Raw genomic sequence first — 17151 nt, 5'->3', positions numbered from 1 at the left:
CTGCGACTGTCAGCGGGCTGCGCTGCGAGACCAGTTCCAGGACCACCAGTGGTCGGGGTCGAGGTCGTCGAGAACGGGGGTTTCGATCTGTGTCCGCAGGTGTGCGGGCAGCGGATCGAGGGCGGGAAGGATGTCGGGGGAGAGACTGCTCAGGTAGTCCGTGTCCAGGCGGCCGCTGGTCTGCCAGCGGTCGATATTACGTTCGGCGACAAGATGTTCCGGGTTGATCACCGCGAGTGCGATGAGGGTGGCCAGCGCCGTGCCGATCGCGGCGCGCGGCACCCAGCTCCAGCGCAGTCGTGCAATGGCGGCCAGCACGAGAACGTAGACGAGGCCGACCCACAGCTCGCAGGTAGTCACCAGCAGGCGCAGCACGGTGAATCCGTAAGCCTGCTGGTAGGTCCACATCCGGCCCAGCGCGGAGCACACGATCACCAGCGCCAGCACGCTCACCGCGCTCAGCAGGACGCGCAGCGACCGGCGGTCGGCAGCGGTTTCCCGCACCGACCAGTGCAGTACCGCGAGGATCACGGCCAGCGTCAGAATGCTCACCGCCGACAACTGCCAGAAACCGCTGCGAGCGTATTCGGCATAGGTCAGACCGGCGGTGCGCTGCACGTAATCGTCGCCACCGAACAGCGCGACGAACTGCGCGCCGACGAATACCGCGAACAACACGGTCAGTGCCCCGACCGGCAGCATCCACTCACTGCGTGACCACAGTCGCTGCGGCCGCACCGAATCCGTGGCGCGCGAAGGTGGCCCGGCAAGCACATACAGCGCTCCGAGCACACCTACCGTGACGACAGCGAACAAGAAGATCCACTGCCACATCGCCGGGCCGTCCACGGTCGGGACGAGCCCGTTCAGTAGCTTGGCGAAGGTCGCGTCCGCCCCACCGAGCAGCGGCACGAACACCACCAGCAACGCCGCCGTCGCGGCCACCGAGATCCCGTACCGGCGGACACTCGAGGTCCCGACCGACCGCGACTCCCGCAGCCCCGAGAACGCCCACGGCACCGCCCCGAACGACGCCAACGGCACCGCGAACATGTCGTGCGCGATGCCACGCACACTGCGTCGTCCCAGCACCGCCAGTGACCCGGCGACACACGCCGCGAGCACACACAGCACGAACAGCCAGCCCGCCGCCCGCACCGTTCCCACTCCCAGCAGCACGATCGCGGCTGCCGCCCACCAGGCCCGATCGCCGATCGAGACAGCGCGGGAGGCTGCCACGACGTCGTCGGCGTTGGACGGTGCAAGTGCACCGGCATTTGAAAGTGAAAGTGGCTCAGCGGCATTAGTGCTGACTTCGCCGGCCGCAGACGGCACCGCCGTGGACGGAGCCGGCGCGGGTGGTGTTTCGGCCGTCGGTGCGGAATCCGAGGTGGGTTCGGATGACGGACCGCTGGACCGGGCGCGATAGTCGACGACGCAGAGAGCTCCGGCGATGGCGGTTCCCGCGATCAGCCAGCCGATGCCGGGACGGTCGAGCGGGATCACCGTGGCGCCGATGATTCCGGCGAGTGCCGCGGCCGGGAGGACACCGGGTGGGCGCGCTACCCGCTGCCAGCGTGGGGGGACAGGGGGAATGGGCGGTGGCAGACTCGGCCACGCTGCGGTTCGGAGGTCGGCGGTCCCCGGCGGGGCGGCCAGCAATTTCGCGAACGAGACCGAGACGGGCGGCGCGGCCGGGTCCGGCGAGGTCTTGGTGAGCACAGCTGTCGACTGAGTACCGGCGCCTGTCGCATCGCCGCCCACCTGGGGGTCTGCGGCGGTGCTGCCGGAGTCGGGCACGCCGCTCGCGACTGCCTCGCCCGTCGGGTCGGTCGTGGTTGTAGTTGTGGTCGTGTCGGCGGCTTGTGTCGCGGTGTGCTGGTTCTCGGCAGTGCCCTGATCGGGCGTCGGTGCCTCGGATATCGGCTTGTCGGACATAGGTTCCCCTCCTGGAGGTGTGCGGATGCGTCCCGGGACCGAAGTGCCGGGTAGATGGTTTCGACGTAGAGGTCAGCCCGTGGGGAGGACGACGCGGATGCGGGAGCCGGGGTCGGCGACGGCGATGGTGCCGCCGTGCAGGTCGATCACCCAGCGGGCGATGGCCAGGCCGAGGCCGGTGCCGCCGCCGTCGGTGCGCCCGCCACGGGTGAAACGGTCGAAGACGGTGGCGCGCTCGGCTTGCGGGATGCCGGGGCCGTCGTCCTGGATCTCGAGGACGGTCCCCTCGGGGTGGGTCGACGCCCAGACCCGGACCTCGCCGCCGGACGGGCCGTGCCGGGCGGCATTGTCGAGCAGGTTGAACAGCACCTGGTGCAGACGGGCCCGGTCGGCGAACACCGTCGCGCAGCCGGGTTCGATCGCGGTGGTGAACCGGACACCACGACCGAGCGCGGCGGTCATCACCTCGGCTTCGGCGATCACCTCCGCCAAGAGTGGTGCCAGCGGCAGGTTTTCGCGATCCAGCGTGAACGCGCCCGCCTCGATGCTGGACAGGTCGAGCAGTTCCGAGACGAGCAGGCCGAGGCGTTCGGTCTGGGCCAGGGCGGTGCGCAGCGTCGCCGGGTCGGGTTCGCTCACCCCGTCGACCATATTCTCCAGCACGGCGTGCAGCGCGGTCACCGGCGTGCGCAGCTCATGGGACACATTGGCGATGAGGTCGCGCCGTTGCCGGTCGGCGGCGGCCAGGTCGGCGGCCATCTGGTTGAAGGCGGTCGCGAGCTGCCCCACTTCGTCACGCGAAGAGGCCCGCACGCGAAAGCTGTAGTCGCCCTGGGTCATGCGCCGCGCGGCTGCGGTCATCTCGCGCAGCGGCCGGGTGATCCCGTGGGCGAGGAACTGCGAGGTGAGCAGTGCGATCCCGATCGCGGCCACCGTGGTACGCGGCGGCAGCCAGCCGATCTCGAGCCGGAAGTACCCGAACGCGACACCGCCCGAGCACAACATCAACACGGCCAGCTTGAGCTTGATCGACCGCAGCCGGTCCAGCGGCCGCGGCAGCACGTCGGCGATCCGGTCCATCAATCTCGTGGCGCGGTCGGCGGTGATCATCGCGCGTCCAGGGCGTATCCGACACCGTGCACGGTGCGGATGAGATCGGCACCGAGCTTGCGCCGCAACGCTTTCACGTGCGAATCCACCGCGCGCGTCCCCGCCGCGTCGGACCAGTCCCAGATGTCCTCGAGTAGTCGTTCCCTGGCCAGCACCGCCCTCGGACGTTGCGCGAGCCGGGTCAGCAGGTCGAATTCCAAGGGGGTGAGCCGTGCTTCGGTGTCGCCGCGCCATACCCGCCGTTCGGCGAGGTCTATCCGCAGATCGCCGACGACGATGCTGGTGTCGCCGCGCTCGGCGGCCCGATCCACCCGCCGCAACAGGGCGTGCACCCGGGCGGCGAGCACCCGCATCGAGAACGGCTTGGTGAGATAGTCGTCGGCGCCGACACCCAGCCCGATGAGCTGGTCGGTCTCGTCGGTGCGCGCGGTGAGCATGAGGACGGGCACGTGGCGCTCGGCCTGGATCCGGCGACACACCTCCAGCCCGTCGAACCCCGGCAACATCACGTCGAGAACCACCAGATCGGGTTCCCCCGCCAGCGCCGCCGCCACCGCGGCGGGCCCGTCGTGTGCCAGGTCGACGGTGAACCCTTCGGCCCGCAACCGCGCGGCCACGGACTCGGCGATCGTCACCTCGTCGTCGACCACCAGGATCCGGCGTGCCGCCTGTCCTGTCCCGCCCCCACTGTTGTCCATGGTGCGACCCTAGCGAGCGGGTGTGGAGGGTTGCGACGCCAAATGTGGAGATTCTGTGTGGAGTACACTCGCGACGTGCACGAGTGCTTCCGTTCCACCCCGCCGCCCGCCTCCTGAGCGAGGTGCCCCGCCGCGCTCGTCAGTAGCGCGCGCCGGCCGAACCGGCCGCCCGTGGTTTCGCCAGGCCGACCCGTCGAGCCTGCTCACTCCAGCACCTCGCTTCTCGCGACCCCCTCACCTTCTGTCGCAGGAGCGCACATCCATGTCTGTTTCGCTGTCCGCCCGCACGGGCACAGCTGATCTCGTCGTCGCCGGAATCCTCTGGGGGACCGGCGGCCTGCTCGGCACCCTCGTCCAGCGATCGACCGGTCTGTCCCCGATCGCGGTCGCCACCGTGCGCCTTGCCGTCGGCGGGCTGCTGCTGGTGGGACTCTGCGTGCTCACCCGCCGGGCGATCCCGCGTGGTGCGCCGGCGTGGCGACGCATCGGCGCGATCGCCGTCCTGGCGCCGGTGTTCCAGGGCTGCTATTTCGGCGCGGTGGCACTGTCCTCGGTGAGCCTGGCGACCCTGATCACCATCGGGATGTCCCCGGTCGTCGTCGCCCTGGCCGAGTACCTCACCGGCAGGCGAGCTCTCGATCGCACCCGCGCCTGCGCCATCGCGCTCGCCCTCACCGGCCTCGCGCTGCTGGTCGGCGCACCCGGTGCGGACGGGTCGAGGGCGCTGTGGGGCGCGGCCATGGCGCTGGGTGCGGCCACCGCCTTCGCCGTGCTCACGGTGATCGCCGCGGTTCCGGTTCCCGAACTCGACCCCGTCACCGCTACCGGCGCCGGGTTCACCGCGGGCGCGATCCTGCTCGCCCTCCCGGCAGCCCTGACCAGCACCGCGATCGACCCGAATCTGCCCGGCATCCTCGGAGCTCTCGCGCTCGGGCTGTTTCCGACGGCCATCGCGTACACGCGCTACTTCCGCGGCCTCACCGCAGCGGGCGCGGGCACCGGCGCACTGCTGGCGCTGCTCGAACCGCTCACCGGCACGTTGCTGGCGGTGCTGTTCCTGGACGAGCGGCTCGGTCTCGTCGGCTGGTGCGGTGCGGCACTGCTCTCGCTCGCCCTGGTCACCGCGGGACGCACGGCCGGGGACCCCGCAGCGCTACGGATCAGGGAACAGGCCGGGTAGTTCCATCGCGTAGGCGAGATCGTCGCGGGTGCCCAGGGTGACCAGCAGGACGCGAATCATGGTCACCCTGGCCTCGGACGCCAGCGCCGGATCGGGATCACTGCCCGGCTCGCTGCCCGCGGTGAGGCGGTAGACGATGTACTCGCACACGTGCAGCGCCGCGTCCAGGTCCAGTGGTGCGGGGACCGGCCGCCCGAGTTCGCCGAAAGTCTTGCGTACCAGGTCGCGAATGTCGTCGAGGGCGCGTTCGCGATAGCCCGACACCACCGAGCCGGGATCGTGCAGCTCGGCGAACAGGGGCCGCAGCATCGGGCCGTGCCCGCGCGCCCAGTCCACATACGCGTCGATCAGCCGGATGCCCAGCTGGACCGGCTCGTCGGTGCCGGCGAGTGCCTCGCGGATGCCGCCGACGAGGCCGTCGTTGGACGCGTCGAGCACCGCGTGCAGCGGCTCGGACGCATTGCCGAAATAGCGGTAGAACGTGGGCCTGGCCAGCCCGGCCTCTTCGATGATCTGGGCGACGCTCAACCCGCGCGAACCGTTGCGGGTGAACACCGCCGCGGTCGCCTCGATGATCCGGGCGCGGACTTCCTCGGCCTGCTCCTGGGTCTGCGGCGGGCGCCCGCGACGCACCGTCGTCGCTTCCTCGGTCATCGCACCTCCCTCACAGCCGGTCCTCGCACACTGAAAGCTTGACACGAACCAGGGCGCTGGCATTAATCTAACACTAGTGTTCAGTAAATGAGCTGAACGTGCGCGACCCGTTCCGCGCGATCCATCTGTTGAGGAGAAGGGCCGACAATGACGACAGCCCCCGAGCTGACCGCCGAACCCACCGCGCTGCCCGCCGCGCTGGTCAAGCCCCTGTTCGAGCGCGGCGTCGCCGGTGGCGCGCCGTCGGTCGCGGTCTTCGCGCCTGCCACCGGCCACAAGATCGGCGACCTGCCGCAGTCCTCGGTCGCCGATATCGAGCGTGCCTTCGCGGTCGCCCGGCACGCGCAGCGCGACTGGGCCAAGGTCGCAGTGAAGCAGCGTGCCGAGATCGTGCGCCGCTTCCACGACATCGTGCTCGCCGAGCAGGACACCATCCTCGACATCGTGCAGACCGAGACCGGCAAGTCCCGGCCGCACGCCTTCGACGAGATCGCCGACGTCGCGCTGAACGCGCGCTACTACGCCACCGTCGCGCCCAAACTGCTCGCCGAGCGCAAGCCGCGCGGCGTGCTGCCGGTACTCACCTCGGTCGAGGTGCACAACCGGCCCAAGGGCGTCGTCGCGGTCATCTCGCCGTGGAACTACCCCCTCGCGCTGGCGGCCTCCGACGCGCTGCCCGCCCTGATCGCGGGCAACGCGGTCATCGCGCGCCCCGACAACCAGACCGCGCTCACCGCGCTGTGGGCCATCGACGCCGCCGAGCGGGCCGGGCTGCCGCGCGGTCTGTGGCAGGCGGTGCTCGGCCGCGGCCGGGAGATCGGTGGCGAGGTGATCGCGCGCGCCGACTACGTCGACTACACCGGTTCCAGCGCCACCGGCCGAACCATCGCCCAGCAGGCCGGCGAGCGCCTGATCGGCTACTCCCTCGAGCTCGGCGGCAAGAACCCGCTGCTCGTACTGGCCGACGCCGATGTCTCCAAGGCCGCGAAACTGGCTGTGCGCGCGTGCTTCTCGTCGGCCGGTCAGCTGTGTGAGTCGATGGAGCGCATCTACGTCGACGCCACCGTGTACGACCAGTTCGTCGCGGAATTCGTCGGCAACGTCAAGAACATGTCGCTCGGCGGCGAGCTCGACTACAGCCGGGACATGGGTTCGCTGACCTTCCAGCGTCAGCTCGACACCGTCAGCGGGCACGTCGACGACGCGGTCGCCAAGGGCGCCAAGGTGCTCGCCGGTGGCCGTGCCCGCCCGGATCTCGGCCCGTACTTCTACGAGCCCACCGTGCTCGCCGACGTGGCGCCCGGCATGACGGTCTACCGCGAAGAGACCTTCGGCCCCGTCGTGTCGGTGTACAAGGTCGACTCCGACGAAGCCGCCGTCGAGGCGGCCAACGACACCGCCTACGGCCTCAACGCCAGCGTGTGGAGCCGGGACGTGAACCGCGGCAAGGAGATCGCCGCCCGGATCAACGCCGGCTCGGTGAATGTGAACGAGGGCTTCAGCGCCGCCTGGGGCAGCGTCGACGCGCCCTCGGGTGGTCTCGGTATCTCCGGCCAGGGGCGTCGCCACGGCCCCGAAGGCTTGCTGAAGTACATCGACACCCAGACCATCGCGGTCCAGCGAGTGCTGCCGATCGCGCCGCTGCCCGGCATGTCCGAGCAGATGTGGGCCAAGACGATGACGGTGGTTTTCGGAGTCATGAAGACGCTGCGTCAGAAGTAGACGCGGCAGAAGTAGCAGTACACGAGCAGGGGTAGGTAGCGAGAATGAAGTTGGAAACGGTCGCAGGCAAGCGGGTCCTCATCACCGGTGCCGCCATGGGACTCGGCAAGTTGTTCGCCGAGAAGGCCGTTGCCGAGGGCGCCGACGCGGTGGTGCTGTGGGATATCAACGAGTTGGCGCTGCGCGAGACCGCGGCGCAGCTGACCGCCGCGGGCGGCAAGGTGCACCACTACGTGGTGGACGTGTCGTCGCAGGACTCGATCCGTGAGGCGGGCGAGGCGGTGCGCAAGGAGGTCGGCGGCATCGACATCCTCGTCAACAACGCGGGCATCGTGCGTGGCAACACCTACTTCTGGGAAACCGAGAACCGCGCCGACATCGACAAGACGATGGCGATCAACTCCTTGGCCCCCATGTACGTCACCCTGGAGTTCCTGCCCGGCATGGTCGCCGGTGCCGGCGAGGGGCGCGTGCTCAATATCGCGTCGTCGGCAGGTCTGGTCGCCAATCCGCGCATGGCCGTGTACGCGGGGTCGAAGTGGGCGGCGCTGGGCTGGTCGGATTCGGTGCGCCTCGAGCTCGAGCAGGCGGGCCACGACCACGTGAAGGTCACCACGGTCTGCCCGACCTACATCAACACCGGCATGTTCGACGGAGCGAAGGGCATTCTGTTCACGCCGATGCTCGAGCAGCACGAGGTCGTCGACACCTCGTGGTCGGAGATGAAGAAGGGCGGCGCCCTGGTGGTGCTCCCGTGGACCTCGCGGATGAACCGGGCACTGACCGGTCTACTGCCGATCAAGGTTCGCGACTTCTACCTGAACGCGGTGGGCGTGTACCACTCGATGGATCAGTTCACCGGACGCAAGTAGGCATTCGGGACGGGTGCCCCCGTCGACGGGTCGCGCAGGCGATCGGTCGACGGGGGCATCGTCGCGTCCGTCGGCAGTGCGCGCGGCCTCGTCGACGGGCTACTGATCGGTCTCGACGGTCGTGGTGTCCACGCGATCAGCGATCCCGGGTGCCGAGAACCACCGTGGCGTAGTGCTCCCCGGACTCGGCGACGCGCGGCGCGAGACCGTGCGCGGTGAGCACCGAGCACGCGGTGTCGACCTGCCCCGCCCCGGTTTCCACCAATACCGTGCCGCCCGGTGCCAGCCAGGTGGCCGCCCCTTCGGCGACCCGGCGGAACACGTCGAGCCCGTCCGCTCCACCGTCGAGCGCGGCGAGCGGCTCGTGCTCGCGTGCCTCCGGTGGCAGATCCGCGACTCGGGCACTCGGCACGTACGGTGTGTTCGCGAGCAGGATGTCGATGCGCCCGCGCAGGTCGACCGGCAGCGCGTCGAACAGATCACCGCCGAACACCGGCGCGCTGATCGGCGCGAGATTTTCGCGCGCGCAGGCGACGGCGACGGGGTCGATATCAGCGGCGACGAGCTCGACGTCGCATCCACGTGCGGTGAGCTCGGTCGCCGCGCTCAGCCCCAGTGCCCCACAGCCACAACACAGGTCGACCACGCAGGCTCGCGTCGTGTCCGGCGCCACGCCGTCGACCGCCTGTTCCACCAGGAACGCCGTGCGCTGACGCGGTACGAAAACGCCAGGACGCACCCCCACCCGCTGCCCCCGGAATTCCACCCAGCCGAGCAGATATTCGAGCGGAGTCCCCGAGACCCGCTGTCCGACCAACGCATCGAGGCGTCCAGGATCGCCGTCGGCCGCCTCGATCAGCAGCGCGGCCTCGTCCTCGGCGAATACACATCCCGCGCGCCGCAACTCGACGACCACCTCGGGAAAACCGGAACCACTCATGCGCCGATTGTTCCTGACCGGGCAACCGAATTTTCACCGCCGGTGGCGGTGCGACGAATCAGCGCTCGGTGTCGAGTTCGAAGGTGCGCGTCGCGTCGAGATAGATCCCGCGCTGGGCGTTGCGCGCGGGCGGGGGCAACTGGGAAACCAGCTGTTCGAGCGAGGTCGTCGCGCCGACCACGGTCGTGCCCGCGACGATGAAGTCGGCGACCGCGCGCCGAATGTGATTCGGCGAGGTCACCACCACCGCGCTGGTCGCGCCGAGATCGCGCAGCAGTCGCGTGCTGAACAGCGCGTTCTGCACGGTCGACCCGGCCCGGTCCTCCACATGGATCCGATCGCCCGGCAGCCCGCGCGCCACCAGCCAGCGCCGCATCGCCTCGGCCTCGGAGATGCCGTTCTGCGGATTGCCGCCGGTCACGATTACCGGTGAGAACGGTGCGGCGATCGCCTGCAACCACGCCGCGGTGAGCCGGTTCTCCAGCTCCGGGCGCAACGCGCCGTCGGGCAGCAGCCCGTAGCCGAGAACCACGATGCCGGTCTGTGGACCGACGAGCGCCGGCAGCGGGTTGGGCAGGGTGGCGGCCGCCGCGGTCACCGCGTGCAGCACGCGATTGGTGCCCGCCGCCATGCCCGCGTCGATGCCGCCGAGCCGGGCCAGGGCGTCACCGACCGCGGCCCCGTCACCCGCGTAGTGCGACCAGATCGCCTGCAGCGCGAGCGCGTCGGCGTCATGGGGGTCGGCGGCGATCAGGGCACGCAGGTCGGCGCGTCCCGCGGCGTCGTCACCGTCGGTGAAGTGGCGCTGTGCTGAGTTGTAGAGCGCGGCCACATCGGCTTCCGCGGCGGCCGGACCGACCGTGGTGCCGGTCAGCGCGGCGGTCGCCAGGACAGCGGCGGCCAGGTGTTTCCAGTGTTTCGAGATCTTCACGACAGTCGCAACCCTTCCCGCGAACGGTTCGGTACGTGCTGGCAGAGCAGAGCTGCCGACACCCTACGACCGCCCGTCCGGACCGCGGTGGACCTCGACCAGCTTGCGCGCGTCGCGGCCCGGCGCCACGTCGTCGGTCCGGCGGCGGATAAGGTGTCACACCGTGGATACCGCTTCGCTGACCGGCAAGGAACTCGCCGCCGCCATCAACGCCGACTCGAAGGAGCGCGCGGCCGCGCTCACCGCCGCGGGCACCGCGCCGACGCTGGCGCTGATCGTCGCCAACGACGACCCGGCCAGCGCCTGGTATGTGAACTCCCTGCGCAAGGCGGCCGAACGACTCGGAATAGCTTGCGAGCGTATCGATCTCGGCGCCGACGCGAGCGCCGAGACGATCCGCGCCGAGCTGAGCGCGCGCAGCGCCGACCCGGCGACCGACGCGATCATGCTGCAGACCCCGCTGCCCGCGGGCGTGAACCTCGACGACGTGAGTTCGGCGATCGCCGCGACCAAGGACGTCGACGGGGTCAGCCCACTCTCGCTCGGCCTGCTCGCTTCCGGCCTCGACGGTTTCGTCCCCGCCACCTCCGAAGCCGTCGTCGAGCTGCTGAAGCATCACGGGATCGCGCTGCAGGGGCGTCTGGTCACCGTGGTCGGCCGCTCCAACATCGTCGGAAAGCCCCTCGCTCAGCTGCTGCTCGCCGAGAACGCGACCGTCACCGTCGCGCATTCACGCACCGCCGACCTGACCGCGGTGACGACTCCCGCCGATATCGTGGTCGCCGCGGCGGGCCGGATCGGCCTGGTCACCGGCAAGCACATCGGTGACGGCGCCGTGGTGATCGACGTGGGCACCAACGAGTCCGCCGACGGCGGGATCGTCGGCGATGTCGACGCGGCGTCGGTCATCGGCAAGGCGGCGGCGCTGAGCCCCGTCCCCGGCGGCGTCGGCCCGGTGACCACCGCGCTGCTCATGCGCCATGTGGTCGTGGCGGCCGAAAAGTCCCGCGCCTGAACACCTTTCGCCATCCGGTCGCGGGATCTACCGCCTGCTGAGGACGCAGCTGCCGTCGGTCTCGATGCTGCATCGCACCGAGCCCGGCCACCGGCATAGCGGTAGACCGGCGGTCGTCTGCTGGTCAGCGGGGAGAACTACCGGGGCCGGGGTGGTGCACAACGATCCGTGTTCGGGGTCTAGCGGGGTGCGGCTCCGAACGAAGTGATCAGCGTTTTGTTGCCGACCTCCGCGGTTCCCACGAGCTGCGGGGTGTAGGTGCTCGGCGCCGAATCCGGTCGGAACGCGGTGATCTTCACCAGGAACTGCCCGGCGTAGGCGCCCGGAGTGATCTCCACGCAGTGCGTGGTCCCCACCGGAGTGGAGTCGATCCCGGCCTGGATGGCGGCCGCCGAGGGTGCGACCGCGTCCGATGCCACGAGGGTCCGGGCCTGGTCGCCGGAGCGCGCGACGTAGTACGCGTACTGGAAGGCCATGATCGCCGCGATGCCGGACTCGGTGCCGCCCGCGCCGTTGCCCCGCACCATGGCGCCGATCTGTTCGGTGGGGCACTCGGCCGTCACCGGGCTCACCGAACTCGGTGCGAGTGGGGTACTGGCCGCCGTGGATGCCGGTGCGGGCCCGCGTAGTTGGACGTAGGTGCCGCCGAGCAGCACGGCGCCGGCCACCGACGCGACCAGTGGTGCGACCCAGCGGGGCACACGCCGTCGCTTGGATCGATCGATCATCCGCGCGAAGACTTCGTCATCACCGTTGTAGTCGGGAGCGGGACGCGAAGGCTCGCTGTCGGCACCGTCGGAGCCGGGAGCGGCGAGTGGCGAAAAGGCGTCCGTGTCCGGGTAATCGGGTGCGGGGCGTGGTGGGAAGCTGTCCGGTCCGCGGTAGTCCGGTGCGGGGCGTGGTGGGAAGCTGTCCGGTCCGCGGTAATCGGGTGCCGGGCGTGGCGGGAAGGTATCCGCACGGTCCTCGGGTGCGTGGCGTGGTGGGAAGGTATCCGCACGGTCCCCGGGCGCGAGGCGCCGTGGGAACGTGTCCGCGCCGCTGGTCGGCACGGCCGCCGGGCGCGGTGGGAAGGTGTCCGCACCGGGGTACCCGGGTGTGGGACGCGAATGCCAGGTCGCCGCGGCGTCGTAGCCGGGCCTCGGATGTTCGAGGGCCGCCCACGCGGGGCCGGAAGCGGTGACGATCGGCAGCTGATCGGTGTCGGGGCCGTTGTCGTCGATCGAGAACGCGGTGTCCGGGAGGCGGTGGCGCGCACCGGGATCGAATTTCCCGCCGACCACGGGCAGCCGATCGGTGACGGTGGCGTCCGCCGGAACGACGGGAACGACCTCGTCGTGTTCGGCGTCGCGAAGCCGGGCCGCCGAGATGACCGGAATACCGGCCGGTGTCGTCGGTCCGCCTTCGATCCGGTGGCGGGCGCCGCCGGCGGGCTGATCGCTCGCTCGGCGGGGCCGTGGCGCGCTCAGGTCGCGGGACCGTCGAATCGGGGTGACAGCCGCGAGCGGAGCACCGGCCGATCCCGGGTCGTGCTGTCGAGCCCCGATCGGTCTGTGCGCTTCCGGTCGATCCATCGCCCCACCTTCATCAGGCTCGTCGCCGTCAGGGTATGTCCCGCAACGATTTCGTTACGGGCACGATACTGCCCTGACGGCGCGTTCGCCGAATGCCACGAGGGAAAATGTTTACCAGTGGATATAGACCTCATCGCCGATGCCGACATTCTCGTAGTACCAGGCGGCGTCGTCGGGTGCGAGGTTGATGCAGCCGTGGCTCACGTTGGCGTTGCCCTGCGAGTCGACCGACCACGGAGCCGAGTGCACCATCACGCCACCCCAGGTGAGGCGCACGGCGTATTCACCGTCGATGATGTAGCCCTCGGGGTCGTCGAGCGGGATGCCGATGGTGCGCGAGTCGAACACCACCGACCGATCCTTCTCCAGCACGCTGAAGGTGCCGGTGGGAGTCTCGAATCCGGGCTTGCCCATCGACGCGGGCATCACCCGCACTACCTGTCCACCCTGGCTGACAGTGAAGGTGTGCGTCGACAGGTTGGCCTCGGCGTAAGTGCCACCGCCGTATTGGGTGCGCTGGCCTCCGATCAGGTCCGCGGATGCGGCTCCCGACCAGGCTGCGGCCAGTATTGCCGCCATGATCGCGACGAACAGGACACGAAATGCGCTCCTCATAAACGCCACCCCTTCACTCACTCGTAGGCGGATTCCAAGTCTAGGCCGCCATGATCAACTCGACCTATCGAAGTGGTAACGGCCGACGGGGTCAACGGTGTGTCGTCTTGCGTTCACGCAGGTCGGGGCCCCGATAAACCGTTCTCACTTCGAGACCGGTGACAGCGGGCGCCCCGGTTGCGGCACCGCGGCCGGTTCGGCGGTGCGCGCGGCATCGAATTCGGCTCTGGCGGCGGTGATCTCCGCGTGGTGTTCGACCACCCAGGCGCCCATCGCCTGGCTGATCCGCCCCAGATCGGCCCCGAGCGCGGTGATGCTGTACTCCACCCGGGGCGGCATCGTGGGGAATACCTCGCGCCGGACCAGGCCGTCGCGTTCCAGGTCGCGCAGCGTTCGGGTGAGCACCTTCTGGGTGATGCCGTCCAGGCGCCTGCGCAAAGCGTTGAAACGCACCGGCCCGCCCGCCTCGCGCAGACTGCCGAGGACCAGCAGGACCCATTTGTCGGCGAGTACCGACAGCAGTTGCCGCGCGGGGCAGTCCCGCAGGAACGCCTCTACCGAACTCTGATCGCCCTTGACGGTATCCACGGGGTACCACGGTATCCGAAAGGTGTCTACTACCGCTGGGACACCACTCGGCGCAGACTCGGCGGTATGTGGCAGATGGTGCAGAGATCTTTCGGCGGTCCGGACGTCTTCGAAAGGGCAGAGGTGCCGCGGCCGGCACCGGGTCCGGGGGAGGTGCTGGTGCGCGTCGTGGCGACCAGCGTCAACGCCGCGGACTGGAAGGTGCGCAGCGGTGTGATCCGGCAGTTGGGGGAGCCGCCGCTGGTGCTCGGGCTCGATGTGTCCGGGATCGTCGCCGCGGTGGGTGACGAGGCGACACGCTTCGCGCCGGGAGACGCGGTATACGGCATGGTGTTCGGCGGCGCCAACGCGGAATACGTAGTGGCGCAGGAGAATCGACTTGCCCGCGTACCCGCCTCGATCGACCCGGTGCACGCGGCCGCACTGCCGGTGGCCGGGGTCACCGCCTGGCAGGCACTGTCCTCGGTACGGCCGGGCGAGCGGGTGCTGGTGCACGCGGCGGCCGGTGGCGTCGGGCATCTGGCGGTGCAGATCGCCGCGCGACGCGGCGCGACGATCGCCGCCACCGCGCGGACCGGCAATCACGCCTATCTCCGCGAACTGGGCGTCACCGAACCGGTCGACTACCGGACCACCGATTTCACCACCGCGGTGCGCGAGGTCGACCTGGTGGTGGACCTGATCGGCGGCGACTACACGGATCGATCATTGACCGTCCTGAGCGGCACCGGGCAGGTGGTGGCCGCCGAAGGCCCTGCGACACACCCGGATTCGCGCGTGCGCCGACTCTATGTCGATCCGACGACGGCCGTGCTCGACGAGCTCGCGGCGACGGTCGACCGCGGGGAGCTGACCGTCGACATCGCGCAGATCCTGCCGATCACCGAACTCGCCGCCGCGCATCGGCGCAGCGAATCCGGTCGGGTCCGCGGCAAGATCGTGCTCACCGCGGACCGCTGACTCAGCCGCGGACCGCGTGCAGCACGTCGCCGTGCAGGGCGTCGGCGCGGGCCGCGATGGTATCGACGCGCAACAGCGCGGCGGCGAACGGGTCGCCGAGGTCGGCGGGCAGCGAGCCGACGTTGATCTCGATATTGAGCTGCGAACTCATCGCCGCGGCGCGGGCGGCGTCGGCGGCGGCGCCGATATCGGTGACGACGTTCGGATTGCCGATCGGCAGTAGTTCGGCGGCCAGCGAGAGGATTTCGTCGGCCTCGTCGACCACGGCGGCGGGCACCCGCGCGGCTTCGACGAGTGCCGCGTTGATCGCCGCGGTGCGGGCGGTGATCTCGGCGTCGGTGTCCTTGGGCAGCTTGTAGGCCGCGCCGACGGCGGTGAACGCGGCCGCGTCGGCGTCGGCGAGCGCGAGCGACCTGGCCAGCGCGGCGTCGGCGGCCACGATGATCTGGTCGATCACCGGCCGATTCTGCGCGTCCTTGGCGCGGGTGGTGTAGCGCGCCACCATCGCCACCAGCGCGGCGGCCTGCGCGGCGTGCAGCGCGGCCACGGCCCCGCCGCCGGGGGCGGGCACCTTCGCGGCCAGCTCCGACAGGTAGTGCTCCAAGGTCACCGAACCGAAGGAGGGGGCGATCTGCTGCGGCGACACGGTGGGCTGCGACACGACGGGGTGGCCTTTCGATGCGGCGAGAATTGCGTGGAATCTTCCCCTCAACGCTACCGCGTGCCCGCCCACGCACCCCGCTCGACCAGCACCTGTGCCGACAGACCGACCGGTCGGGGTGCGCGTGTTGTCCGGGGCTATGTTGGGTGCATGCGGATCGGATTGAGCATCAACTACACGGACGGTTTCAAGGAGACGGCGGCCGAGGTCGCCGACCTGGAACGCGCCGGCCTCGACATCGTCTTCGTGCCGGAGGCGTACTCGTTCGACGCGGTGAGCGCGCTGGGCTTCCTGGCCGCCCGCACCGAGCGGGTGCAGCTGGCCTCGGGCATCCTGCAGCTCTACACCCGGACCCCCAGCCTCACCGCGATGACCGCGGCGGGCCTGGACTACGTCTCCGACGGCCGTTTCATCCTCGGCATCGGCGCGTCGGGCCCACAGGTCATCGAGGGCTTCCACGGCGTCCCCTACGACGCCCCGATCGGGCGCACCCGCGAACTCCTCGAAATCTGCCGCACGGTGTGGCGCCGCGAGAAGCTCAACTACCAGGGCAAGTACTACCAGATCCCGCTGCCCGCCGAGCGTGGCACCGGCCTCGGCAAAGAGCTCAAGCTGATCAATCACCCGGTGCGCGCGGACATCCCGGTGCTGCTGGCCGCGCTCGGCCCGAAGAACGTGGAGCTGGCCGCCGAGGTCGCCAACGGCTGGCAGCCGATCTTCTTCCTGCCGGAGAAGGCGAAGGACGTGTGGGGCGACGCGCTCGCCGCGGGCAAGGCCAAGCGCGATCCCGCGCTGGGCGAGCTCGACATCTTCGCCGGTCCGGCATTGGCGATCGGTGAGAACGTCACTCCGCTGCTCGAGTTCGTGAAGCCGCACCTGGCGCTCTACATCGGCGGCATGGGTGCCAAGGGCAAGAACTTCTATCACACCCTCGCCACCAAGTACGGCTACGGCGAGGCCGCCGACCGCATCCAGGAGCTGTACCTGGCGGGCGACAAGCAGGCCGCGACCCAGGCCGTGCCCGACGAGCTGGTGCGCGACGTGTCGCTGATCGGCCCGGAGAGCTTCGTGAAGGAGCGCATCGCCGCGATGGCCGAGGCCGGCGTCACCACGCTCAACGTCACGCCGATCGCCGAGAACGCGGCCGGTCGCGTGAAGCTGATCGAGCAGCTGCGCTCGCTCTGCTGACCCCCACCGACGACAAACGCGCCGCCGTCCGGAGGATTCCCGGGCGGCGGCGCGTTGTGTTGTGTCAGGACGTGAACGACGCCAAGGCGGCGTCCAGGGTGGTGTGCATGGCGAACACCTGGTCCAGGCTCGTCATCTTCAGCTGACGACTGGTGGCGGGTCCGTCGGCCACGACCGCGATCGCGGTGGTCTCGCCTGCCCGCTGATGCGCGGCGACCAGCGTCGCCATGCCCGCCGACGCCAGGAACCCGACCGCGGTCAGGTCGATCACCAGCGCCGCCGGTTTCTCGGCCAGGATGGCCTCGATGGTGGCATCGAGCGCGGGTGCGGTCGCCAGGTCGACCTCGCCGGTCACCGTCAGCACCGTGACGCCGTCGTGTACCGCCGTCGTGGTGGTCATCGTGTCCGTGAGTGGATACGCGTCTCCGGAAGAGTTGGTCACTGTTCAACAACACACAACTTTGCCCGAATACGCAAGCCACCGCGGTTGCTCGCCACGGGATCG

General features: G+C 69.9%; 16 protein-coding genes and 1 pseudogene. 6 read left to right on the top strand and 11 right to left on the bottom strand.

Annotated elements, in window-relative coordinates; all coding sequences use genetic code 11:
• Nucleotides 1-9: 9 nt before the first annotated feature.
• From ACFQ9R_RS02755 to ACFQ9R_RS02745, 3 genes are all read right to left on the bottom strand, one after another.
• Nucleotides 10-1938, bottom strand: a complete 1929-nt coding sequence (locus ACFQ9R_RS02755; protein ID WP_378988345.1) for a DUF4153 domain-containing protein — start codon at nucleotides 1936-1938, stop codon at nucleotides 10-12.
• Nucleotides 1939-2010: 72 nt separating this feature from the next.
• Complete coding sequence (locus tag ACFQ9R_RS02750; protein ID WP_378988342.1) at nucleotides 2011-3048, bottom strand: ATP-binding protein; 1038 nt, start codon at nucleotides 3046-3048, stop codon at nucleotides 2011-2013.
• Nucleotides 3045-3746 carry a response regulator gene (locus ACFQ9R_RS02745; protein WP_378656277.1) on the bottom strand — a complete coding sequence of 234 codons (702 nt, stop codon included), beginning with the start codon at nucleotides 3744-3746 and terminating at the stop codon, nucleotides 3045-3047. The genes ACFQ9R_RS02750 and ACFQ9R_RS02745 overlap by 4 nt, the downstream gene beginning before the upstream one ends.
• Before the next feature lie 262 nt (nucleotides 3747-4008).
• Between ACFQ9R_RS02745 and ACFQ9R_RS02740 the strand changes: the two genes are divergently transcribed.
• On the top strand, nucleotides 4009-4926 hold the full coding sequence (locus tag ACFQ9R_RS02740; protein ID WP_378988338.1) for a DMT family transporter: 918 nt from the start codon (nucleotides 4009-4011) through the stop codon (nucleotides 4924-4926).
• Here ACFQ9R_RS02740 and ACFQ9R_RS02735 read toward each other — a convergent pair.
• Nucleotides 4900-5580: a TetR/AcrR family transcriptional regulator gene (locus ACFQ9R_RS02735; protein WP_378988336.1), complete on the bottom strand. Its 681-nt coding sequence runs from the start codon at nucleotides 5578-5580 to the stop codon at nucleotides 4900-4902. The genes ACFQ9R_RS02740 and ACFQ9R_RS02735 overlap by 27 nt on opposite strands.
• A 147-nt stretch (nucleotides 5581-5727) precedes the next feature.
• Here ACFQ9R_RS02735 and ACFQ9R_RS02730 point away from each other — a divergent pair, with 147 nt between their 5' ends.
• Both ACFQ9R_RS02730 and ACFQ9R_RS02725 read left to right on the top strand, forming a co-directional pair.
• The gene (locus ACFQ9R_RS02730) at nucleotides 5728-7302 is read left to right on the top strand and encodes a succinic semialdehyde dehydrogenase (protein ID WP_378988333.1); all 1575 of its coding nucleotides are present in this window, start codon (nucleotides 5728-5730) and stop codon (nucleotides 7300-7302) included.
• Between the two features lie 44 nt (nucleotides 7303-7346).
• Nucleotides 7347-8174: an SDR family NAD(P)-dependent oxidoreductase gene (locus ACFQ9R_RS02725; protein WP_378627296.1), complete on the top strand. Its 828-nt coding sequence runs from the start codon at nucleotides 7347-7349 to the stop codon at nucleotides 8172-8174.
• Between the two features lie 136 nt (nucleotides 8175-8310).
• On the opposite strand, the gene ACFQ9R_RS02720 is transcribed toward ACFQ9R_RS02725, so the two are convergent.
• Nucleotides 8311-9114, bottom strand: coding sequence for a putative protein N(5)-glutamine methyltransferase (locus ACFQ9R_RS02720; protein WP_378988330.1), 804 nt, complete (start codon nucleotides 9112-9114; stop codon nucleotides 8311-8313).
• Nucleotides 9115-9172: 58 nt separating this feature from the next.
• On the bottom strand, nucleotides 9173-10045 hold the full coding sequence (locus ACFQ9R_RS02715) for a YdcF family protein (RefSeq protein ID WP_378988327.1): 873 nt from the start codon (nucleotides 10043-10045) through the stop codon (nucleotides 9173-9175).
• Nucleotides 10046-10208: 163 nt separating this feature from the next.
• Between ACFQ9R_RS02715 and ACFQ9R_RS02710 the strand changes: the two genes are divergently transcribed.
• Nucleotides 10209-11060, top strand: a complete 852-nt coding sequence (locus tag ACFQ9R_RS02710) for a bifunctional 5,10-methylenetetrahydrofolate dehydrogenase/5,10-methenyltetrahydrofolate cyclohydrolase (protein ID WP_378988324.1) — start codon at nucleotides 10209-10211, stop codon at nucleotides 11058-11060.
• Nucleotides 11061-11239: 179 nt separating this feature from the next.
• On the opposite strand, the gene ACFQ9R_RS02705 is transcribed toward ACFQ9R_RS02710, so the two are convergent.
• From ACFQ9R_RS02705 to ACFQ9R_RS02695, 3 genes and pseudogenes are all read right to left on the bottom strand, one after another.
• The gene (locus ACFQ9R_RS02705; protein ID WP_378988321.1) at nucleotides 11240-12634 is read right to left on the bottom strand and encodes a hypothetical protein; all 1395 of its coding nucleotides are present in this window, start codon (nucleotides 12632-12634) and stop codon (nucleotides 11240-11242) included.
• Nucleotides 12635-12745: 111 nt separating this feature from the next.
• Nucleotides 12746-13162 (bottom strand): annotated as a pseudogene (locus ACFQ9R_RS02700) (L,D-transpeptidase); the annotation flags it as partial.
• A gap of 231 nt (nucleotides 13163-13393) precedes the next feature.
• Nucleotides 13394-13837: a winged helix-turn-helix transcriptional regulator gene (locus tag ACFQ9R_RS02695; RefSeq protein WP_378988318.1), complete on the bottom strand. Its 444-nt coding sequence runs from the start codon at nucleotides 13835-13837 to the stop codon at nucleotides 13394-13396.
• Between the two features lie 75 nt (nucleotides 13838-13912).
• Here ACFQ9R_RS02695 and ACFQ9R_RS02690 point away from each other — a divergent pair, with 75 nt between their 5' ends.
• Nucleotides 13913-14797, top strand: a complete 885-nt coding sequence (locus tag ACFQ9R_RS02690; protein ID WP_378988315.1) for an NADP-dependent oxidoreductase — start codon at nucleotides 13913-13915, stop codon at nucleotides 14795-14797.
• 1 nt (nucleotide 14798) lies between these two features.
• Here the strand turns inward: ACFQ9R_RS02690 and ACFQ9R_RS02685 are convergent, their stop codons facing one another.
• Entirely contained in the window at nucleotides 14799-15458 is a 660-nt protein-coding gene (locus ACFQ9R_RS02685; protein ID WP_378988312.1) for a cyclodeaminase/cyclohydrolase family protein, read from the bottom strand.
• Between the two features lie 150 nt (nucleotides 15459-15608).
• Between ACFQ9R_RS02685 and ACFQ9R_RS02680 the strand changes: the two genes are divergently transcribed.
• Nucleotides 15609-16646: an LLM class F420-dependent oxidoreductase gene (locus ACFQ9R_RS02680; protein WP_378627308.1), complete on the top strand. Its 1038-nt coding sequence runs from the start codon at nucleotides 15609-15611 to the stop codon at nucleotides 16644-16646.
• 64 nt (nucleotides 16647-16710) lie between these two features.
• Here ACFQ9R_RS02680 and ACFQ9R_RS02675 read toward each other — a convergent pair whose 3' ends face one another.
• Nucleotides 16711-17046, bottom strand: a complete 336-nt coding sequence (locus tag ACFQ9R_RS02675) for an STAS domain-containing protein (RefSeq protein WP_378988309.1) — start codon at nucleotides 17044-17046, stop codon at nucleotides 16711-16713.
• Between the last annotated feature and the right edge of the window lie 105 nt (nucleotides 17047-17151).

It is taken from the genome of Nocardia sp. NPDC056541 (assembly GCF_042794235.1).
Lineage (GTDB): Bacteria > Actinomycetota > Actinomycetes > Mycobacteriales > Mycobacteriaceae > Nocardia.
This window is presented reverse-complemented; position numbering and strand designations above follow the sequence as displayed.

Bases quoted from the DNA above. Each gene is read 5' to 3' on its own strand.
- ACFQ9R_RS02755 (WP_378988345.1), bottom strand. From the start codon at position 1,938: ATGTCCGACAAGCCGATATCCGAGGCACCGACGCCCGATCAGGGCACT.
- ACFQ9R_RS02745 (WP_378656277.1), bottom strand. From the start codon at position 3,746: ATGGACAACAGTGGGGGCGGGACAGGACAGGCGGCACGCCGGATCCTG.
- ACFQ9R_RS02730 (WP_378988333.1), top strand. From the start codon at position 5,728: ATGACGACAGCCCCCGAGCTGACCGCCGAACCCACCGCGCTGCCCGCC.
- ACFQ9R_RS02735 (WP_378988336.1), bottom strand. From the start codon at position 5,580: ATGACCGAGGAAGCGACGACGGTGCGTCGCGGGCGCCCGCCGCAGACC.
- ACFQ9R_RS02725 (WP_378627296.1), top strand. From the start codon at position 7,347: ATGAAGTTGGAAACGGTCGCAGGCAAGCGGGTCCTCATCACCGGTGCC.
- ACFQ9R_RS02680 (WP_378627308.1), top strand. From the start codon at position 15,609: ATGCGGATCGGATTGAGCATCAACTACACGGACGGTTTCAAGGAGACG.
- ACFQ9R_RS02705 (WP_378988321.1), bottom strand. From the start codon at position 12,634: ATGGATCGACCGGAAGCGCACAGACCGATCGGGGCTCGACAGCACGAC.
- ACFQ9R_RS02675 (WP_378988309.1), bottom strand. From the start codon at position 17,046: ATGACCACCACGACGGCGGTACACGACGGCGTCACGGTGCTGACGGTG.
- ACFQ9R_RS02750 (WP_378988342.1), bottom strand. From the start codon at position 3,048: ATGATCACCGCCGACCGCGCCACGAGATTGATGGACCGGATCGCCGAC.
- ACFQ9R_RS02720 (WP_378988330.1), bottom strand. From the start codon at position 9,114: ATGAGTGGTTCCGGTTTTCCCGAGGTGGTCGTCGAGTTGCGGCGCGCG.
- ACFQ9R_RS02690 (WP_378988315.1), top strand. From the start codon at position 13,913: ATGGTGCAGAGATCTTTCGGCGGTCCGGACGTCTTCGAAAGGGCAGAG.
- ACFQ9R_RS02740 (WP_378988338.1), top strand. From the start codon at position 4,009: ATGTCTGTTTCGCTGTCCGCCCGCACGGGCACAGCTGATCTCGTCGTC.